This window comes from Mesorhizobium sp. M7A.F.Ca.CA.004.12.1.1 (genome assembly GCF_003997835.1).
Lineage (GTDB): Bacteria > Pseudomonadota > Alphaproteobacteria > Rhizobiales > Rhizobiaceae > Mesorhizobium.
In genome coordinates this window covers 1-20,061 of the sequence record NZ_RZRK01000012.1, presented here as the reverse complement: position 1 = coordinate 20,061, position 20,061 = coordinate 1, and the positions used below count along the sequence as shown (strand labels likewise).

The window sequence follows — 20,061 nt, the reverse complement described above, 5'->3', positions numbered from 1 at the left end:
CTCCAGTTCCGGCCGCGCCGGCCCCGTCGGACAGCGATCATGTCTTCCATGGCACGCGCGGCGCAGACGTTTTTCACGCGACCACGGGCAATGACAAATATCTCGTCAACAATGCCCATGACAAGGTGATGGAAGCGCCAAGCGGGGGGTTCGACAAGGTCGCGGCCTCGGTGAGTTACGCTCTTACGGCGGGCTCACATATCGAGCAGCTCTCCACCGCCAGTTCGGGTGGCAGGGGGTCCATCAACTTGACCGGCAACGAATTCGATCAAGCTATCTATGGGAATGGCGGCGCCAACAAGATCAATGGTGGCGGTGGCGCCGACAAGATGACCGGCTATGGCGGCAATGACACCTATTACGTCGACAATGCTCACGACAAGGTGGTGGAGCAGAAGGGCAGCGGCATCGATAAAGTCCTCGCCTCTGTGAGTTTCGCCCTATCGGCTGGCTCGCACATCGAACAACTCGCGACCAGCAAGGCGTCCAGCAAGGCCGCGATCGACCTGACGGGCAATGAGTTCGCTCAAACCGTCAAAGGCAACGCCGGCGCCAACAAGATCGACGGCGGCGGTGGAGCCGATACTTTGACCGGCGGCCGCGGCAGTGATGTCTTCGTTTTCAGTACCGCTCTTGGCGACGGAAATGTCGACAGGATCACTGATTTCAACAAAGCCCAGGACAAAATCCACCTCGATCATTCCATCTTTGCCGGTCTCGATCAGGGGGGCCTCTCGTCGGACGCTTTCTTTGCCGGCAAAGCCGCGCATGACAGTTCCGATCACATTGTCTACAACAGTTCGACGGGAGCTCTTTCTTTCGACAGCGACGGCGTCGGAGGCGCAAACCAGATCCATTTCGCGAGCCTCTCTCCGCATCTGTCGATTACCGCATCGTCTTTCCTGGTCACCTGAACCAGCCCAGCGAAGAAATGCTCTAAGAAGTCGGCGAGGCCCCTGGCCTCGCCGACAGATGTTCCGGATGAGTGGACCAACAGCTGACGTGCCGGTTCCGTCCTGAAGACCGGCCACGCAGGCCGAGGGCCGACTTGACGGCCCAGCGCAACCACGCGTCAAAGATTTTTTGCCATCAGCGAACCGCGGAGCTCAGGCACCGCGCCGCCGCAATTGGACACTCGAAAACCTTGGACAACCAAGGTGATGCAGACCAGCCACCCGTACCGGCTCAGGCAAGCACCGCGCTCATCCCGCAAGACACGAGTCGCATGAACGCTCCGGCAATCGCGAGGGAATCTCGCCTCGCTGGTCGCTACCCTTCCAAACATCCCTTGTGTCATTCAAACGGACGAGGACAGGCACCTGGTGTCCCCCTAGCGTGCACTCGGGCGGCATGCGCTCAGAGGTGATGAAACCGGGCCATGGCAGCATCGAGAGCCAATCGGCCATGTGCGCTTGGGAGAGGCAGATGAACCCGCACCTGGTCTGCGTGGGAGGCGAGGATCACGCCTTGAGAGTTCCCTTCCTCATCGCGCTGCGAGAGAAAGGCTTTCGCGTTACGGCGGTCTCGAGCGGTTCTCCCGTACCGTTTCTTCGGCATGACATTTCGCATCACAGGTTCTCCTTCGACCGCTTTGCAAGCGGAGGCGGGGAATGGCGCACTCTCCGAACGATGCGCCGCTTGATGCAGGAGCTTCAGCCTGACATCATCCAGAGCTTCGACACCAAGCCAAATCTGTTGACGCCCCTTTCGGTACGGGGAACTGTTCCGGTCATTCGCACCATCAACGGACTGGGGTGGACGTTCTCATCGCTGGAGCCTCGAGCCCTGGCCTTGCGCCCGGTCTATTGCGCACTGCAATGGCTTGCGTCTTCCTGGACGGCAGCGACCGTATTCCAAAATCGCGACGACCAACTGTTCTTCGAGCGCTTTCGGCTGATCGGCCGCGGAAGTTCGCGACTGATACGCAGTTCCGGAATCGATGTCGATGCGTTCGCAACGGTGCGCCATCTCGGGTCCTCAGCAACGAAGATGCGAAAGGACCTCGGCCTTCAGTCCGCCGAAGTGGTGATCTTCGTCGGCCGTTTGACGCGCCAGAAAGGCGTGGCGACCCTTCTCAATGCGATCCCTCGCATCCTGTCCGCAAGGCCCGCGGCGCGGTTTGTGCTCGTCGGCCCACGAGAATCCGAGGGCTCATTCGCAATCGACAAATCGGAGCTCGATCGGCATGCACCTCATGTGCTGGCCTTGGGTCCACGACGCGATGTCGCCGATCTCCTTGGCATGGCCGATGTATTCGCCTTTCCCACTCAGTATCGTGAGGGGGTTCCGCGTGTATTGCTGGAGGCGGGGCTGGCGGGACTGCCCATCGTGGCCTCAAGGATGCCAGGCTGCAGCGACATCGTCGAAGACGGATGGAATGGCTACCTGGTTGCGCCGCATGATGCCGATGCCCTCGCCTCGCGAACGATAGACTTGCTGTCCGACCGCGCGGCGGCCAAGGCGATGGGCGCCCGTTCTGTTGAACTTGTCCGGAGGCAATTTGCCCTGCCACTGGTGGTCGACCAGTACTGCGATCTTTACGACAACACACTCCGCGCGGGGCACATGCGACCGCTCCCTGCCGTTGGGCTTGGAGGCGGCCTCGCAAATCACCGAGGCGGGGCACATCAATGATCCGGGACGCCTTGCTCGCCCTGGGAGTTGCGATGTCTTATGCGACGCAACTGGGTGTTCCGGGATTGCCGCTCGGCTATGGCGAATTGTTCATCGCGATCTGGATCGTTCTGGCGATTGGACGAATACTCGCCGGCGGTCGTCTCCAGGTCACGCCCGCTTTTGTCCAGCTTGCGAGCTTCTGGCTGATCTTGTCGCTGGCTTTGGGAATCGGCACGATCGTCGGCTACCTGACCACCGTCCTTTACCTGACCGGGCTGGTACATGACGTTATGGCCTATGTGTTGCTGGCAAGCTTCACATGCTTGGCGGCCGCGGAGCCCGACGCCGATCGTCACCTTCGCCGCAGTGCGTGGTGGGTGATCGCCATCGCCAACGGGAGCTTCGTAATTCAGCTGGGACTGGCATTTGGGGTAGCCCACCAGTCCGGCGTCGATCCCTGGTTCTGGGACAGGTTCCGTGGCTGGTCCGAGAACCCGAACCAACTTGCGCTCTATTGCGCGCTTTTTGGCCCACTGGCTTTGCATCTTGCTACGACCACCCGCAACCCATGGGCTCGTTTGCTTGCATTCTCATGCCTGCTCCTGACCTTCTATGTCGGCCGGCTGACGAAGAGCGACACCTATCTCTACACCAGCATCCTGAGCTGCCTCATCTTTATCGGATTGCGGCTTCGTGCATGGATAGCAACGAGTGGCCGCGCCAGCATGCCCCGCATGGCGGCAATTCTGCTGTTGGCGGGTTCCTTGCCTCTAGCGCTTGCAATGACGCCGTACGCGCTCACCGAAGAGACCAGCGTCGCCAATTTTGCCAAGAACCTCACCAAAGACGAAGGCGGGGAAGGGACCATCGAAACGTTCGAACTCCGGCTCTATTTGTGGCAGGAGGCCGTGGAAAAAGGATTGAAATCCGGGTCGCTGGGACTGGGTCCTGGTCCTCACCTCGAGCGGCCGCCCGTCGCCGACCGTCAATTTCTGCAGCGACCTTTCGAAGCGCACAATACCGTTCTCGACCTTTACCTGCAGGGCGGATTGCTCGCCGTCATCGCGTTGGTCTGGATCGGGGGAGCCGCCATGTCCTTCGCCTGGCGAGGAGGATTCGACGCCCTGCTGGTGCTTGGTGTCTCGACGATAATCTTCAGCATGCCTCACCTGATCATCCGCCATCCAATCGTGTGGTTTTCGCTGGCTTTCTGCCTCGTTGCCGGAAATCCGACCGCACTTCGGCGGCAGCTTGCTGAACCGAGGGTGTCCTAATGTGTGGGATCGCGGGAATTCTATTGGCTTCCGACGCCGCGGACATAAAGCCGCTCGGAGCGATCGGGCGGATGACTGCATCGCTGCGTCACCGGGGGCCGGACGGCCAAGGGCTCTGGATCGACCGCGAAGCTGGAATCGCACTGGGCCACAGGCGGTTGGCAATTGTCGATCTGTCAGCCGCCGGGCACCAGCCGATGCATTCCGCCAGCGGTCGGTACGTGATCACCTTCAACGGTGAGATATACAATTTTCGCGATTTGCGTTGCGAACTCGAGAGTGCGGGCCAAACCTTTCAAGGCGCCAGCGACACCGAAGTGATGCTGTGCGCAATCGAGCATTGGGGGCTTGAGGCCGCCCTCAATCGCTTTGCCGGGATGTTCGTCTTCGCATTGTGGGATCTCAAGACAAGAACCCTGCATCTGGCCCGCGACAGAATGGGCAAAAAGCCCCTCTATGTCGCATCGATCCGAGATGCGCTGGTTTTCGCCTCTGAGCTGAAGGCGATCAATTGCTTTCCGGGCTTTTCTCCCGACCTTGATCTTGATGCCGCCGCGGCAATGCTTTCGACGGGATGGGTGCCGGACCATCGCTGTATCTGGCGAAGCGTGTTCAAACTGCCGCCTGGTTCTGTCCTTTCCGTCACGGCGGCGACTTTTGCCGAAGACCGCAGCGCGGACCGTCTTTCCCGATGCGTTCACCGCTGGTGGTCGCTGGCTGACGTCGCTGCCGATGGGCGACGGAACCCCGTCATCGGCACGGACGAAGACCTCATTGACGAACTGGACAACCGGCTTCGGCTGGCTGTGCGGGAACGCATGATCGCCGACGTGCCTCTGGGCGGCTTCCTGTCGGGGGGCATCGACAGCTCAGCCGTGATCGCCTTGATGCAGGCCCAATCCTGCAAGCCGGTTCGCAGCTTCACGATCTCGTTCGCAGAGGGCGGCTTTGATGAAGCTCCATATGCAGCGGCCGTTGCCCGTCATCTGGGTACCGACCACTCCGAACTTCACCTCTCGCCAAGCGCCGCACGTGACGTCATTCCCGAGTTGCCCCAGGTCTGGGATGAACCCTTCGCCGATGAATCACAAATACCGACCTTACTCGTTGCCAGGCTCGCTCGTCAGCACGTCACCGTAGCGCTGTCGGGCGACGGTGGTGACGAGTGCTTCGCAGGATACGGGCGCCACTTTATGGCGGAGCGGCTGAAACGGCACCTGCGCCTGCCCCGACAACTGCGCCGAACCTTGGCGGCAGGAGCAGGTTTTTTCGCACGCGCCGGACGTGACGATGTCGTTGGCAAACTGCCGCTCTCTGCGAGCGCGAGGCATTTTATCCGGAGCGACCGAATGGAACGCCTCGCCCGGCTGCTCACGGCATCGAATGAAGACGAATTGTTTCAGCGGCTGGCGCGGCCACAGGCTGAAAACCTGGGATATCAGCGGCCGACCGAACCAACCTACGGCTACGGCGATCCGCCGCTTGACGACCTGCTCTCCCGTCTTCTCTACGATGACATGGCGGGCTACTTGCCTGGCGACATCTTGGTGAAGCTGGACCGTGCCACCATGGCCAACAGCCTTGAGGGTCGGTGTCCTCTCCTTGACCACCGCGTTGTCGAATTCTCCTGGCGGCTGCCATCCAACATGAAAGTTCGTGATGGCGCCGGCAAATGGATCCTTCGCCAATTGCTACGCCGCTATCTCCCGCAGCACCTGATCGAGCGTCCGAAACAAGGCTTCGATGTCCCTATTGCTGGATGGCTGCGGGGTCCGCTGCGCAACTGGGCCACCGATCTTCTCGCCGACATGCGAACCGAAAGCAGTGACGTATTGGACACCGCGAAGATCGACGCCTGCTGGCGCGATCACATTGATGGCCAGAACCGCTCCCGCGAATTGTGGTCCGCGTTGATGTTCCAGGCCTGGCGGAGCAAGGCCAATCGGCAAGCACAGCAAACCGGCCCAACTCATGAACTCGACCTGGCAGGAGTGTAAGATGGTAGGTTCCGCAATCAGCCCGATCCAGCTGCCACGGGTCAATCAACTGCCAGCACCGGTTCTCGAAGGCAGAGTGCACGTGCGGTCATTGCGTGAATATGTCGAGCCGCCCACCGCGTCGCGCCAACTCTTCGTGATTTTGGCAAGGAGAAAATGGTCTATTATTGCTTTCGCTGTGTTGGGCGGCTTGTTGGCGGGGTTGCTGGGAAGCCTTCGACCAGTTCTCTATGAGTCAACAACCCAGCTTATCGTCGACGCCCCCTCGCGCGGTTCACTGCCCGTCGGCGCCCCGTCTTCGCAGGACCTCGTTGATTCAAGCATAGATGACCACATCACGATGCTATCGTCGCAAGATCACCTGCGCCGGGTCATGGCGGCACTACGCAAGACAGGTGCGGCGGAAACCGGACAGGACAATTCCGCTAGCAGGAATTCCCGGCTTGAACCGTCTGCCACCCCTCCCCCAAGGACACGCTCACTTGCCGGCGGTCTACTGGACCGGCTGTGGCCAGGGGCGGACCAGGCAGCCAACAGTCCACAAGCCGAGGATGCCTCCGAGTTGAGAGCTTTGCGGCGAGGCATGCGGGTCGGGCAGGAGCTGCGATCGAGAGTGATCTCCGTCGCTTTCGCCGATGACAGCCCCGCGCGGGCGGCGCTCGTGGCCAACACATTCGCTCAGGTTTATGTCGACACCCTAACGAAGAAAAGGCAGGCATCCGACCAGCAAGAGCTCGATGCAATCACCGCCAGTCTGCCCGGGCTGCAAAATGATCTGCAGGCAGCGGCTGACCGCCTTGAGAAATATCGGCTGAGTCACGGAGCCATCGACCAAGGCTCGGCGGACAATGCAGCCAGGGAACGGGCCGACCTCAGCCAGCAATTGTCGATGTCAAAGGCGGATCTCGCCGCCGTGGAATCTCGGCTACGGTACGTCCAGCAGCTTCGAGAGCAAGGGGCCACTCTCATCGCCCTGGCCGAAGCTATTGGCGCGCCTGAGCTTGCCGACCTTGCGGCTCGACAGGCTCTCGCGCCGGCAGACCAGGAACTCAGAGCCACGACGCAAAGCAAGATCGAACAAGGCGTCGACAAGATTGCTGCCGATGCAAACATTTTCCGTGCACAGATCGCCGCTCTCGAAAGCCGAAAGAACATCCTGGATGCGGTCATGGCCGACACCGCCAGCCGGCTTTCCGGCTTGCGGGCTCTCGAGCCGCAGGTCAGCCTGCTGACCCAGCGATATAACGAACTCCTTGGTCGACAACAGGATTTGACGCGGCGTATCGGAGTTCCCTCGGCTGGAATTTCGATCCTGTCTGCGGCTTGGCCGCCGACTATCCCGCAGACATTGCCAGCCATCTTCCTGGTTCCCCCCGGGATGATCCTATTCGCTATCCTTGGGGCGATGTACGTCACGATGCGCAATCATTTTGACCGGACTTTCCGTGGCGAGGCCGAAGCGGAAGCGGTGCTCAAGGTTCCATGTATGGGGCAGATCCCCGAAGCATGCGGAATGCATGCCAAACAACTGCGAAACCTCGTGCTGGGGGAGCGCAGGTCCGCATATAGCCGCGCCGTGACGTCGTTGCTGATCGCGGCGGCACCAAATGCGCTAAGGGCTCGTTCGTCGTACACGGCGCTTGTCACCTCCAGTATGCCGCAGGATGGCGGGACCGAGCTCGCGTGGAGCCTGGCGCTCGCCGGCACGCGACTGGGCGGTCGAGTCCTGTTGGTCGATCTTGAACGCAAGGGCGTTCAGCTCACGCTCGAGTTCCTGCACCAGTTCAGCGAGCGCAAGAACCGCCATTCCTTCGCTGACTATGTTTGCAATCGCTGCGACCTGGAAGGTGCCGTTGCCAGGCTGCATGAAATCGGGATCGACGTAATGACCGCCGCTCCGTCGGACGACCTGCTGGCGCTGCTATCGTGCGAGGATGGAGGCAAAGTGATGGCGGATCTGCACGCGACCTATCGCATCGTGATCATAAACCTGCCGTCGGCGCTGGGGCGGCCGGAAGCCAAATTTCTGCCCGGATGGGCGGACGTGGTTCTTTTCGCCATCCGGTGGAGGAAAACGCCACGCACCCTCGCTCGCGGGGTGCTGGAACTCCTTCAGGGCAACGGTTCTCTTGCGATACCTGTCGGCAGTGTCCTCACGCGCGTGAATCTGAAGAAACATGCCGGATATCGGCTCGAGGACAGCGCTGACCTCTTGCGCGAGCAAATAGCATGACGGCCACAGGCTCGTCCTTGGGCTACGAACGATCCGGGGGTGGTTCATCCAGGGAGCGGCCAGGACGATTCACGGTGCAGCCTGTCAGCAGAGCGCGTCATTCAGGTGAATGATGGCAAGGTCCGGTGTGCATCGTAGGCTCCGGCAATCCCCGATATTTGCCTCCCTCGGAAGCGCGAACCGATGGCACCAAGCGACCTTCTGAGACCCAAGACGGTTCCTGCGGCCGGCACAGCCATCATCGTTGTTCGGCCGAGCCCGATCGGCTCGATCATTCGTGCGGCAAGCGGAGTGTCGGCAATGGCGATTGTCGGCCAGCTCACCCTTCTTGCTGCAATCCCGGTTTTGGCGCGGCTCTATTCGCCGGCCGATTTCGGCGTCTTTACGATTTACCTGTCGATCGTGAATATACTCGCCGGGGTCGCGGCATTGCGCTTCGAGGCTTCGCTCTATGGGGTCAAGGGGAGCGCGCAGGCCTATGTGACGGTCAAGCTTATTCTCTTGGCTGTGTTCGTGACGACCGTCCTGGCCTTTTCGGCCGGACAGATGCTGTCGAACCTTGCTCCCGATCGCCTCGGCTCGCTCGCCTGGCTCATTCCGATTGGAATGGGAGGCGCAGGTCTGGTCGAAGCCATGAACTGCTGGAGTCTGCGTGCCGGGCTTTTGCGCGATTTTGCTCTCGGGCGCCTGATCCTGCCGGCGAGCATGGCTGCACTGCAATTGGCTTTCGGCATCGCCAACCTCGGCGGCGAAGCCATGATCCATGCGCATATTCTGAGCCAGTTCGTCTTCATCGGGCTGATCGGCTGTCGGGTGATGAGTTGGGAGGATTTGCGTGGCATCGCCTGGGCACCCTGGCGTGCGGTATTGGAAAAGGCTCGGCGGGAATACAAATTTCCTCTGTTCGATATTCCCGCAACGCTCGCGAGCATAGCAATCAACAATCTTCCAGCAGTGCTTGTCGGCGGGCTGTTCGGCACCGCATTTGCCGGATATTTGGGCGTGGCCGCGCGGCTGGTCACCGGTCCGGTGACGCTGATCGCCACACCGCTCAGCAATGTTTTTGTCGCCGAAGCAAACCGGAACAGCAATCGTGGACACCTGCTTGGTGTGGCGCGCGGGCTTCTCCTGCTGGCCGCCGCCTTTACCGCGGTGCCGATCTTGCTGCTCGGCCTCGCCGCGCCTTATGTGGTCGTTCCGCTTCTGGGCGAGCCTTGGATGCCCACTGCGGAAATCATGACCGCACTGGCGCTGATGGGCGCGGCACAGGCGTTGTCGACTCCGCTCAGCGACGTTCCCGCTCTGTTACGGCGGCAAGGAACAAGACTGGTCATCGACCTCGCACGGGCGGTTCTCGTGTTTGGCCCACTGCTCGCCGGCGCCCAGGCGGGCTGGCAGCCAGTCACCGTCATCTATTTCATGGCCGCCGGCGGCGCGTCGGGTTTCGCTCTGAAAATGGCAGCATCACTGTACCTGTTGACCCACGACCCTCAACCAGCAGGCGCTGCAACGTGCGTCCAACATGAATGTCTCGAGGAAAAAACACCATGAATTCGTCGTCGATTGACAACCTTCAAGCGGCAGTTGCGGTCACCCAGCATGACCGGGCCGATGTCTCATGGTCACGCCCTTTTATCTCGGTCGGGATACCAACCTTTCGTCGACCGGATACGATCCGCAGGGCGATCGACAGCGTCTTGGGCCAGGATTACTCCGATTGGGAGTTGGTCGTGAGCGACGACGAGGGACCGGAGGGCGAGACCTGGGCTATCGTGACCGACTACGCACGGAGCGAACCTCGCATCCGCATTATCGAAAACAGTCGAGGTCGCGGTCAGGTGGAGAACACCAACAACGCTATGCTGGCTTGCTCCGGACGATGGATCAAGTTGCTTCATGACGATGACTGGCTTGCGCCAGGTGCACTCAGGACATTCGCCGAAGTTGCCAAACAGTATCCCTCAGTCGCCTTCATGACGTCAGCCGCAAACATAATCGAGGACAAGCGAGTGCGATTTCGCCAAGTCCCCAAGGAGCAGGAACCGATCTCGCTTTATTCCAGCCAGCAGTGCCTGATGGACCTCTATCTGGTGCGTGCGACACGCTGCCTGGGGATTATTCCATCCACATTGTTGATCAACAGCGACGTCATTCGTGCCGGCTGCTTGATGCGCACGCACAAAGAGATTCCGGCCGGAGTGGATCAACTGTTCTTCGTCGATCTAGCCAGCCATGGGGACATGGTGGCGATAAGCGATCCGCTTACCTTTTACGATGCGACGAACCATCCAAGCATTACAACGTCAAAGAGTTTCCGCGAGGTCGACGAAGTGACCCTCGCCGTCAAACAGCTTAACTGGAATCTCATCAAGGACCGCAACCATCTCCCGCCTCCCGAGACATTGCTGCGGGCATTGCGGGTTGCTCGTATTCCCATGAGGTTCCACCAGCAGTCCTGGTTGACCACGTTCCTGGACGGGATTCAGATCTTCCGGCCTTCCGTCATGAAGGTGGCGGGCTGGCACGTGCTTAACCACGTGTTTGCAATCCGCCCAAGATTGGGCCGGGTGCGCACACGACGGCGGTAGGGTGAGTCTGGCGGACAAGCACGCCGGCAACAGATTGCGCGCGCACAAGCCTGTTGCGCGCGCGCATGGTACGGCCGTTACCTCACGGCAGGACGCATATGCGCCCAAGAAGAGCTACCAGTTCCGCCTGGCGCCGAGTTTCGGTCTTGGCGAACAGCGACGCCAGTTGTGACCTTATCGTGGTCCGGCTCAAGCGCCGCTTGCGGGCTATCTCCAAAGGGGCATCGCCCTGCGCCAAGCGCAGCGCGAGTTGCGTTTCGGCACTCGTCAGACCAAACATTCTTTGCAGCGTCTGGGGATTTGGCCCGGACCTGTTTTCACGATCCAGCAGCGCCACGATACTCGTCGCGTCAGGCGTTGCTATGCCCTTCTCGTTCAAAACCAAGGGCCTGTCGCCCATGCCGCGGATCACCACCCATGAAAGCGTGCCGGGAAGAAAATTCCCCGGCACGTTTGCGATCAGCCGCCTCAGAGCAACCGACACCTTGCCGGCCGTATCAGCTGCCTCGCCCTCGCGCTCCAAGGTGTTTTGAGCGGCTGAATTCCACTCCATGACCTTCCTGTCGCTGTTCAGGATCAGATAGCCACACCCGATGCGATCAAGCATTCCCACAACAGATGCAAGGCTGCTCTGCTTTGGCTCGACGGCCACGCCGTCGAACCTTTGTGGTGCTTGGTGCCAGGCGGAACCATGGCCACCCTGCGTTCTCAAGGCCGAGACGGGCTTTCCCCCGAAACCTCCATATTGGCGACCAAGAACTCCATCATCTTGCCTACCAACCAGTGCCATTTTCTTACCTCCCGCAAAACGGCAACGCCTCCCTGTCAAAAGGAGGTGCCTTCAACATGTCAGTCAGGTCGCTTGGAGAATTGCGGTCCGATCCGCCCCCGACATCGGACAAAATGCGCGCTACAATCCCAGGGAACAATCCTGCGGTCGGACTAGTCTGTACGCTTTTCGGTCTAATCTCGACGGACTAGTCAGAAGGTTATAGTTTGGCACATGCGTTTGCTTTCGCTCAATTTGCATCCGAACAGCTCAAGCAAGTTGCTGACCCACCTTGCCTCGATGTCGCTCCTGATCGCGACACTTGCGGTCGAGACGGCGCTGCCCGCCTCCATGGCATACGACATCGGCTTTTTTGAATTTGTTCCCACCATTATTGCCATCTCATATCTCGAAGATCGCCTGATTGCCCTTGCGGCAACGTTTGTGATGGTGGCCGTCGGCTTGTTGGCGCGGGATATCCTGAGCAACCCAATTAACGTCGAGGTTTGGATTAGGGCCATTCTGCTGCTGGTTGCAGGGGCGATGATCGCCCTGACTTTCCACCGGCAGAGGCAGGACTACCGCACCCTTTTGCAGGTTGCAGAGGCTAGACTCGTGGCCTTGGAGGCAACCGAAAACAGTTATCGCTGGGCATTCGAACGTGCCGCTATCGGCTTTGCCAACATGAGCGAGAACGGAGAGTTGCAACGGTCCAACAAACGTCTCTGTGAGATGACAGGGTATGTCGAGGAAGAGCTTTCGAGTCTACCGCTCAGGGCACTCGTCCACCCTGACGACAACCACACTTTGGCGGAAGCGTTGACTCGCCTCAAGGACACGACTTCTTTCGGCTCGGAGATCCGTCTCCTGAAAAAGGACGGCACGGTTTTGTGGACAAGATTGGCGCTGTCTTTGGCCGTGCCAGCCGATGCTCTCCCTCAAAGCATCTTTGTAATGATGGACGATATATCCGGAGAGCGAACCGCCCGCGAGGCACTCCGGGCTCAGAAGGAATGGTTGGACTTGGCGCTGTCGTCCAGCCGGTTGGGAACGTGGCGTATAGATTTCGAGAGCGGATCCGTGAATGGCTCAGCCGCGTTCTGGGAAATGATGGGACTGGCACCCGCGCCGAGTCGTCCATTGCAGGAATTGACCGCTGTCGTTCACCCGGCCGACTTGCCTAATCTGACGGCCCCGGGAGAGCTTGCATCAGGCGCCGACTATGATGCGGAGATCCGCATCAGGCGAGCTGGCGGGCATATCCGCTGGATCGCTCTTCGGGGCCGGGACGAATTGCGCGACGGTCGTGCACAGCGAATAGGAGTCGCCGCGGATCTCACCGATCGACGCATAACCATTCTGCTGCGGGCTGCGGCGAAGAAGCGAGAGCGGGCCATGCTTGAACAGCGCCATAGGCTCAACAATCTGTTTCCGGTGATCACGGCGCTTGTGAATATGGTCGGTGCCCCCGACAACGATATCGCCCGTTACAAGCAGATACTGATCGAAAAAATCGGCGCACTCCAGGCGACGCATCTGCTTCTTTCACGCGATGGCAGCCTGTCGGCTTCCCTCCGTGACCTCATTGCTCAGGAATTGCAGCCCTATATGGGGACGCACAACATTTCGATCAGTGGACCCGAAGTAAAAATGGCAGAGGGTTCGGCTGAGAGCTTCGCAATGATCGTTCACGAACTTACGACCAATTCCGTGAAGCATGGGGCTCTCGGCACTCCGGCAGGCCGGATCGAGGTCGCGTGGCAATTCGCAGCCCAGGAGCCCGGCGCCGACATCGTGTTTGAATGGTCGGAATCGGGAGAGCGCCGGGTCTCCACCTCGGCTCGGCGTGGTTTTGGGTCGTTGATTATTGGAGCCGACGGTGAGCCTATCGTGGGCCACTCTTCCAAGCTCGAGATGCTGGATCACGGACTAAAATATTCGGTCCGGCTGCCGCCAAAAGCAATCGGCGCTAGTTGATGTCTCTGGCGGCCCATGTCTTCAGCAAGACCGCGGCTTCCGTCCGATTTCGTGCTCCAAGCTCGCGCAGGACGGCGGCAGCATGAATCTTCGTCGTCGCTTCCGCAATTTCAAGAGAGCGGGCAATCTCTTTGTTCGAGTAACCTTCGGCCATCAACCTGAGGACTTCCTTCTGTCTGGACGTAAGCCTCCCCAGATTGTTGACGCTGATGGTCCTGTGGGGCATTTGCATGGGAGCCTCGGACGGAAGGCGTACCGACTCCTTGGACCTTTGTGAAAGAAGTGCCGGAACGTAAATGCGGCCGGCCAGGATTTCGTTCACCGCCAGGACCACCTCCTCGTCCGTTTGGGATTTTACGATATAGCCATGAAGCCCAATCGAAAGGGCAGTCAGAATCTCGGCGCGTGAATCCGTCCCTGAGACAATAGCAAACCGTGTGTCGGGATGAGCCGGTAAGACGTCGCGAAGATCATCCTGACCCGACAGTCCCGGCATGTGCAGGTCGATGATGGCGAGATCAACGGGCGCCTGATCTTCAAGCAGGCTTATGACGGTATCAAAACATGCCGCTTCGAATATTTCCAAGTCCGGAATGCCGGCCATCAATGCCAGTCGCAGCCCACGACGATACAAGCCGTGATCGTCGGCGATGATAATACGATACATGAACCACCCACCTTTTGGCAGCCCCGCATGTGTCCCTAGCTGCCGAAACCTCCCTTTGGATGGACTGCACGGTGACCCAACACAGATCAGCCGCCCGCTGATCCCCCGTATGTCGACGCTCGCCGTCGCCCATCCGCACATTTCAACCTTCTAATATAGCTTACAATCGCACACATTTCAGGGCCAGATAGTTAAGTGTTTTTTTCGTACGAACGGTGGCGATGCCTCTGCGGGAAGGTCGTTACCGACGCCGAAAATCTGCACAGGTAATTGCCATTCAAACGGCTACAGCTCCCAGCCCTGATTGATCACCCTGCCGCGCCCATGCCCTACCGGCTGGAATATTGAAATCAAAACGCCGGGAACGTGCCATTCAAATGCACGACGACGCCTTCTCGGGCGCCACTTACCATCGCTGCACTCCGGAGAGGTGAAACCAACACTGGCGTACCTTCCGGCCGGGTGGGCTGGACCCATCACACCGCGACAGTCGTATCAATAGGAGGACGAGATGAAAGCGGTCATTCAGTGCGGTGGAATGGGAACACGCCTTCGGCCTTTCACATCCATCTTGCCCAAGCCTCTCATGCCGATCGGTGCTCGGCCGGTTCTTGAATTGCTTTTGAAGTGGCTGCGACGGAACGGCATCCAGGAGGTCTACGTAACGACCGGCTATCTGGGGCACTTGATCCGCACCGTATGCGGAGACGGATCACAGTGGAATCTTAGGATACGCTACACCCAGGAGTTGGAACCTCTGGGCACTATTGGCCCGCTCTCCCTGATCAGGGAGGAACTGGACGAGCCGTTCATTGTTCTCAATGGGGACGTACTTACCGATCTCAGTCTCAGCCGGTTTGTGGCATCACACCGGACTCACACTGATCCAGTCACCATAGCCACAGCTTCCCGCATCATCAAGATGGACTTCGGCGTCATCGACGAGGTCGGCAATACTGTCCAGGTATTTCGCGAAAAACCGACGCTGTCTCATCTGGTAAGTATGGGTATATATTGCATGAATCCAGATGTTTTCCGTTTTATACCTGACGGCATCGCCTTCGGATTCGACGACCTCATGCTGCAGATGATGCAAAACGGCACGAATGTGCACGTCTACAAACATGACGGGCTTTGGCTGGATATCGGACGCGTAGAAGATTTTCAAAACGCACAAACCATCGCCTGGGAAGAGCAGTCCGCATCGATCGAGGTCTCGGCAGCGGCCGCTTGAGGGCTGAACGCCCTGCCGCGCCAATATGAGGAGGTCGTAATGCTCTTGGTCAGCGCTCCTATTCTTGGCTTTCCGGAAAAGGCAGCCCTGGCCAAAGTTGTCGACAGTGGGTGGCTGACGATGGGGGACCAGGTGCGAGCCTTTGAAGAGGCCTTCGCAGCCGTGCATGATGCGGTCGATTGCGTCGCCGTCAGCTCTTGCACCGCCGCCCTGCATCTCATTCTCCATGGACTTGGGATCGGCCCCGGAGACGAAGTGCTGGTTCCCTCGCTGACCTTCGTGGCGACCGCCAATGCAGTGCTCTACGTAGGAGCAACACCGGTATTCGTCGACATAGAGTCGGCCGAAGTGCCACTGATGTCCCTAAGTGACGCGGAGGCCAAATGCACCGGACGTACCAAGGCTGTCATTCTCGTCCACTTTGCCGGCTATCTTGCCGACCGGGAAGAATGGCAGAGATTTGCCCGTGTGCGAGGACTGCATATCGTCGAGGATGCCGCGCATGCTCCCGGCCTTAAGGAGGTGGGGACTTACGGTGCGGCCGCGGCCTTCAGCTTCTACGGCAACAAGAACATGACCACCGCGGAAGGTGGGGCCGTTATTGCCCGGGATGGACAGCTCCGTGAAACGATCCGCCAGGCTCGCGGACATGGAATGACCAGTGGCACACATCAGCGGTTGAACAGCCGCACGCCGCAATACGACGTGACGATGCTCGGTTTCAATTATCGCATGGACGAGTTGCGCGCCGCTATTGGCTTGGTCCAACTTCAGAATCTGCAGGAATGGAATGAAATCCGGCGCATATTGGTCGTCCTCTATCGGCGTCTGATCGCAGATTACTGCTCGGCTGTGACAGTCCCGTTCGGCAAACCGCGGACCTCGGCCTACCACATCATGCCTGTCCTCCTGCCACATGACGTCGACCGGCAAGCGGTGATCGACCATCTGCGAACGAAGGGAATACAGACCACAATCCACTATACGCCCGTGCACCAGATGACGCTTTATCGCCAAATGTTCACTGAAATCCATCTGCCGAAGACCGAGGACTTCGCGCAGCGGGAGCTGACGATTCCACTACACCCGCAAATTACGGCAAGTGCGATCGAGTCGGTGGTTGTCGCATTAGCCACGGCGATTGAAAGCAGCGGGCGTGCGGGAGCTGCGGCATGAACGCACTCGACGTGACCATGCATCGGCCCGCTGTAGCTGGCACCAGCCACGGAATTGCCAGACGCGCGATGGACATCATCCTCGCTGCAGCAGCGGGAATGGTACTCGCTCCACTGATGCTCCTGATTGCCGTTGCACTTTTTGTCGAAGGTGGTTGGCCGGTGTTTTTCGTACAGACGCGCCTGGGTGCCGGCGCAAAACCGTTTCGCATGTACAAGTTCCGCAAATTCAAGACGACAGCCGATCCTTTCGGCCTTGCGCTGACCATGAACGATGACAGCCGCATGACGCGGGTAGGCCGCTTTCTCGCGGCAACGAAACTTGATGAGCTGCCCCAACTGTGGAACGTTTTCACGGGGGACATGGCAATTGTCGGGCCGCGGCCGGAAAGCCTTGCCTTCGCCGATTGTTTCCGCGGCGGCAATGAAGCTGTCCTACAGTGGAAGCCTGGCCTGCTCGGCCCGACCCAGGTTCTCTTCCGTCACGAAGCCTGTTTTTACCCGCCCTCCCTTGATCCGCTCCTGTTTTATCGAGAGGTCCTGTTCCCGGCCAAGGCAACGATCGACCTCGCCTACTATCCGCGGCGCACGATTGCATCGGACCTCGTCTGGATAATGCGGGGCTTCAGGGCGGTTTTCGGTGTGTCCCTGCCTCCCGCGGCAAGTGGGTAGAGTTGGCAAGCGAGGAGTTTGGCATGAATGGATTGTTGTTCGTTCGCCAGTTTGACGGCTCACACGATCGAAGGAGTGCACGGTCGTGAGCTATCGCGGCAGGAAGGTCCTGGTCACCGGTGCGGATGGATTTATCGGATCCCACCTCACGGAAGCGCTGGTGCACGAAGGTGCCGATGTCACGGCACTGGCCCTCTACAACTCGTTCGACAGCCATGGCTGGCTGGATGATTTGCCCGACCACGTTCGAAGCCAGTTGCAATGCATTCGTGGCGACGTTCGTGACAGCGCGTTCATCAACCGGATCGTGCGCGGCCAGGCGGTGGTGTTTCATCTGGCTGCGCTGATTGCGATTCCCTATTCCTACGCTGCTGCCCAATCCTATGTGGAGACCAATGTGCTGGGCACCGTGAATGTCCTCGAAGCGGCACGCCACTGGGAAACCGAGCGCATTGTGCATACGTCCACGAGCGAGGTTTATGGCACCGCTCTGACCATGCCGATTCACGAATCCCACCCGTTGCAGGGACAGTCCCCCTACTCCGCATCCAAGATTGGCGCGGACATGATGGCGGCGTCTTATGCCAGGTCCTTCGATGTGCCGGTGGTCATCCTGCGACCGTTCAATACATACGGGCCGCGCCAGAGCGAGCGGGCCATCGTGCCGACCATCATAAGGCAGGCTCTGGACGAGAACTGTCCGGCGATCATGGTCGGCGACACCAGCCCTATCCGCGACCTTACCTTTGTGGAAGACACTGCGGCGGCATTTGTGGCGGCAGGGGCGGCCGAGCTTGAATTTGGCCATGCCTACAATGCCGGCAGCCAGCGCGCCGTCAGTGTCTCGGACGTTTTGGAGTTGGTGCTCGAGTTGAGTGGCACCAGGAAACCGGTACGTCGCGACGAAAGCCGGATGCGGCCGCAGAACTCCGAGGTTCGCGCGTTGCTCGCCGATTCCTCGAACCTTGAAAGTAAAGTCGGATGGCGGGCGCATACAAGCCTGCGTGACGGTCTGGAAAGAACCATCGAGTGGTGGCGTTCGCGCCTCAGCGACGGCCGCGTCCGTCGCGAAATGAGCTATATGACATGACCTTTCCGCGGCTCATACCGGCTGTGCTGCTGATGGCCGCTCTGCTGGCGCTACACACAGCCGGAAACCGGCCGAGCGGTGCGGCAGGCACGGAGCCGGCAATGGATCTGCCCGCTTACCTGAAACCTGCAACCGATCCGGCGACAGGGATCAGCTTCACTCGGATCACCCAGCCCGGAGCTCTTGGCGGCGGAATTGTCTGCGGCAAAATATATTGCAGTCATCGGTACTCGAGCGCGCAAGCGTGGAATGCCGATCAGAGCCTCCTCGTCCTCATGAACGGCTGCAACGGCATGTGCTTCCTCGACGGGAAAAACTACGTTCCTTTGTTCCATCGCAACAAGCCGGGTGAGTGCGAATGGCACCCTCGAAACGCGGACCTGATGATTTGTGTCGATGATCAGAATATCTCGACCTGGGCACCCCGCAGCAATCGTGAGGACATAGTTTTTGCCGCTGCGAAATATCGGGATCTCAAATTCGGCCCGTCCAAGGGAAATCCAAGTCGTGACGGCAGCCGCATTGCCGTACGCGCGACCCGCGATGATGGTGCTGCCGTCGCCTTCGCATATGATCTCGACCGGCGTCTGAAATACCCGGACATCAATCTCGCCCAGGTTGCCGGAACGACCAGTTCCTGCACCATTTCTCCGCTTGGAGAAAACATCCTGTGTTTCCAAAACCTGGCCGACGGCACCGAGCAGCGAGCCATTTTCGCAATCGACGGCACCTTGCGCCAGACGTGGAAGGACCATCATCGGCCCGGCCATGGCGATATGACTCTCGACGCGGACGGCAGCGAAATTTACGTCGGAATCAGCAAATCCAGCCCGGACAAATATCAGGTGATCAAACGTCGGCTGTCCGATGGAAAGGTCACGTCGCTCATGAAGTTCGGCGAGGCCGAGCATGCATCGCTGCGCGCTTTGGACCGGCCCGAATGGGCATTCATGAGTTACGGGGGCAATCCCGAGGAGGTTCGAAGCCAGCCGGACTGGGCTCCATACTCGCGCGAGGTGATCGCGCTGCGTGTCGACGGCAGTCGAGAGGTCCGACGGATCGTGCAGACGCGGAACGCTCCGTTCGATTATTGGAGCGAGACACACGCCTCCCCGTCCCCTGATGGGTCGCAAGTGATCTGGTCTAGCAATTGGGGGGTACCGGGCGGACCGGTCTACGAATTCGTCGCCCATCTCGATTGGCCGCCGCAGCCGGATCTGAATCAAAAGGAGATTGCCACCAATGGCCTTCGTTAGCCGAATTTCCTTTGCAGCACTTGTCGGATGCCTGGCCTTGAGCAGCGCAACCGCGGCCGAAGCGCCGGCCGCCTACAAGCTCTCCCCCGGCGACACGGTGGAGATAGGAATTGCCTCAATAGCGGAACGAACGCAACGCGCGGTTGTCCAGATGGATGGCTCGATCGCGCTGCCCGAGTTCGGGATGATCCCGGTTGGCGGGTTGACGCCGGCCGAATTGCAGACGCGCATGGAAGCGGTGCTGCCAACCAAGATCGTCCACCAGCGTCTGCCTGATGGACGGGAGCAAATGATCGTCATCAAGCCGAGCGACGTCACGGCCGTGATCGCGGAGTACCGGCCGATCTACGTGACTGGCGATGTGCTGACGCCAGGGCAGCAGGCTTACCGGCCACTCATGACAGTCCGGCAGGCGATTGCGGTCGCCGGCGGTTTCAGCCTTCTGCGGTCGCGGGCAAGCCAAAGCGGACCTGATCCCGTTGATCTGCGACGCGACTACGAGTCGATCTGGGG

At 59.6% G+C, this 20,061-nt stretch carries 16 protein-coding genes; 14 read left to right on the top strand and 2 right to left on the bottom strand.

The genetic code is table 11. From position 1 onward, the window contains the following. Positions 1 to 128: 128 nt before the first annotated feature. The 7 genes from EN984_RS01490 (at position 129) to EN984_RS01460 (ending at position 10,708) form a co-directional block, all read left to right on the top strand. Complete coding sequence (locus EN984_RS01490; RefSeq protein ID WP_245480018.1) at positions 129 to 914, top strand: calcium-binding protein; 786 nt, start codon at positions 129 to 131, stop codon at positions 912 to 914. A 511-nt stretch (positions 915 to 1,425) separates the two neighbouring features. Then, the gene (locus tag EN984_RS01485; protein WP_127266447.1) at positions 1,426 to 2,634 is read left to right on the top strand and encodes a glycosyltransferase family 4 protein; all 1,209 of its coding nucleotides are present in this window, start codon (positions 1,426 to 1,428) and stop codon (positions 2,632 to 2,634) included. Next, the gene (locus tag EN984_RS01480; RefSeq protein WP_127266448.1) at positions 2,631 to 3,890 is read left to right on the top strand and encodes an O-antigen ligase family protein; all 1,260 of its coding nucleotides are present in this window, start codon (positions 2,631 to 2,633) and stop codon (positions 3,888 to 3,890) included. The genes EN984_RS01485 and EN984_RS01480 overlap by 4 nt, the downstream gene beginning before the upstream one ends. After that, the gene (asnB, locus tag EN984_RS01475; RefSeq protein WP_127269810.1) at positions 3,890 to 5,887 is read left to right on the top strand and encodes an asparagine synthase (glutamine-hydrolyzing); all 1,998 of its coding nucleotides are present in this window, start codon (positions 3,890 to 3,892) and stop codon (positions 5,885 to 5,887) included. The genes EN984_RS01480 and asnB overlap by 1 nt, the downstream gene beginning before the upstream one ends. Before the next feature lies 1 nt (position 5,888). Next, positions 5,889 to 8,120, top strand: coding sequence for an exopolysaccharide transport family protein (locus EN984_RS01470; protein WP_127269812.1), 2,232 nt, complete (start codon positions 5,889 to 5,891; stop codon positions 8,118 to 8,120). Positions 8,121 to 8,303: 183 nt separating this feature from the next. Next, complete coding sequence (locus EN984_RS01465; RefSeq protein ID WP_127267493.1) at positions 8,304 to 9,671, top strand: lipopolysaccharide biosynthesis protein; 1,368 nt, start codon at positions 8,304 to 8,306, stop codon at positions 9,669 to 9,671. Next, positions 9,668 to 10,708 carry a glycosyltransferase family 2 protein gene (locus EN984_RS01460; RefSeq protein ID WP_127267494.1) on the top strand — a complete coding sequence of 347 codons (1,041 nt, stop codon included), beginning with the start codon at positions 9,668 to 9,670 and terminating at the stop codon, positions 10,706 to 10,708. Before EN984_RS01465 ends, EN984_RS01460 begins: the two co-directional genes overlap by 4 nt. Before the next feature lie 82 nt (positions 10,709 to 10,790). Here the strand turns inward: EN984_RS01460 and EN984_RS01455 are convergent, their stop codons facing one another. Then, positions 10,791 to 11,498, bottom strand: coding sequence for a helix-turn-helix transcriptional regulator (locus EN984_RS01455; protein WP_127267495.1), 708 nt, complete (start codon positions 11,496 to 11,498; stop codon positions 10,791 to 10,793). Positions 11,499 to 11,711: 213 nt separating this feature from the next. Between EN984_RS01455 and EN984_RS01450 the strand changes: the two genes are divergently transcribed. Continuing rightward, complete coding sequence (locus EN984_RS01450) at positions 11,712 to 13,454, top strand: PAS domain-containing protein (RefSeq protein WP_127267496.1); 1,743 nt, start codon at positions 11,712 to 11,714, stop codon at positions 13,452 to 13,454. Here EN984_RS01450 and EN984_RS01445 read toward each other — a convergent pair. Further along, complete coding sequence (locus tag EN984_RS01445; protein WP_127267497.1) at positions 13,447 to 14,121, bottom strand: response regulator transcription factor; 675 nt, start codon at positions 14,119 to 14,121, stop codon at positions 13,447 to 13,449. The genes EN984_RS01450 and EN984_RS01445 overlap by 8 nt on opposite strands. Positions 14,122 to 14,632: 511 nt before the next feature. Between EN984_RS01445 and EN984_RS01440 the strand changes: the two genes are divergently transcribed. The 6 genes from EN984_RS01440 to EN984_RS01415 all read left to right on the top strand — a co-directional run. Then, complete coding sequence (locus EN984_RS01440) at positions 14,633 to 15,355, top strand: sugar phosphate nucleotidyltransferase (protein WP_127267498.1); 723 nt, start codon at positions 14,633 to 14,635, stop codon at positions 15,353 to 15,355. A 39-nt stretch (positions 15,356 to 15,394) separates the two neighbouring features. After that, positions 15,395 to 16,531 (top strand): DegT/DnrJ/EryC1/StrS aminotransferase family protein, encoded by a 1,137-nt coding sequence (locus EN984_RS01435; protein WP_127267499.1) that lies wholly within the window; start codon positions 15,395 to 15,397, stop codon positions 16,529 to 16,531. Beyond that, complete coding sequence (locus EN984_RS01430) at positions 16,528 to 17,202, top strand: sugar transferase (protein WP_127267500.1); 675 nt, start codon at positions 16,528 to 16,530, stop codon at positions 17,200 to 17,202. Before EN984_RS01435 ends, EN984_RS01430 begins: the two co-directional genes overlap by 4 nt. Before the next feature lie 85 nt (positions 17,203 to 17,287). Beyond that, the gene (locus EN984_RS01425) at positions 17,288 to 18,292 is read left to right on the top strand and encodes an SDR family NAD(P)-dependent oxidoreductase (RefSeq protein WP_127267501.1); all 1,005 of its coding nucleotides are present in this window, start codon (positions 17,288 to 17,290) and stop codon (positions 18,290 to 18,292) included. Beyond that, complete coding sequence (locus EN984_RS01420) at positions 18,289 to 19,548, top strand: hypothetical protein (RefSeq protein WP_127269814.1); 1,260 nt, start codon at positions 18,289 to 18,291, stop codon at positions 19,546 to 19,548. The genes EN984_RS01425 and EN984_RS01420 overlap by 4 nt, the downstream gene beginning before the upstream one ends. Then, on the top strand, positions 19,535 to 20,061 hold a 527-nt coding region (locus EN984_RS01415; RefSeq protein ID WP_164765358.1), incomplete at its 3' end, for a polysaccharide biosynthesis/export family protein. The genes EN984_RS01420 and EN984_RS01415, both read left to right, overlap by 14 nt.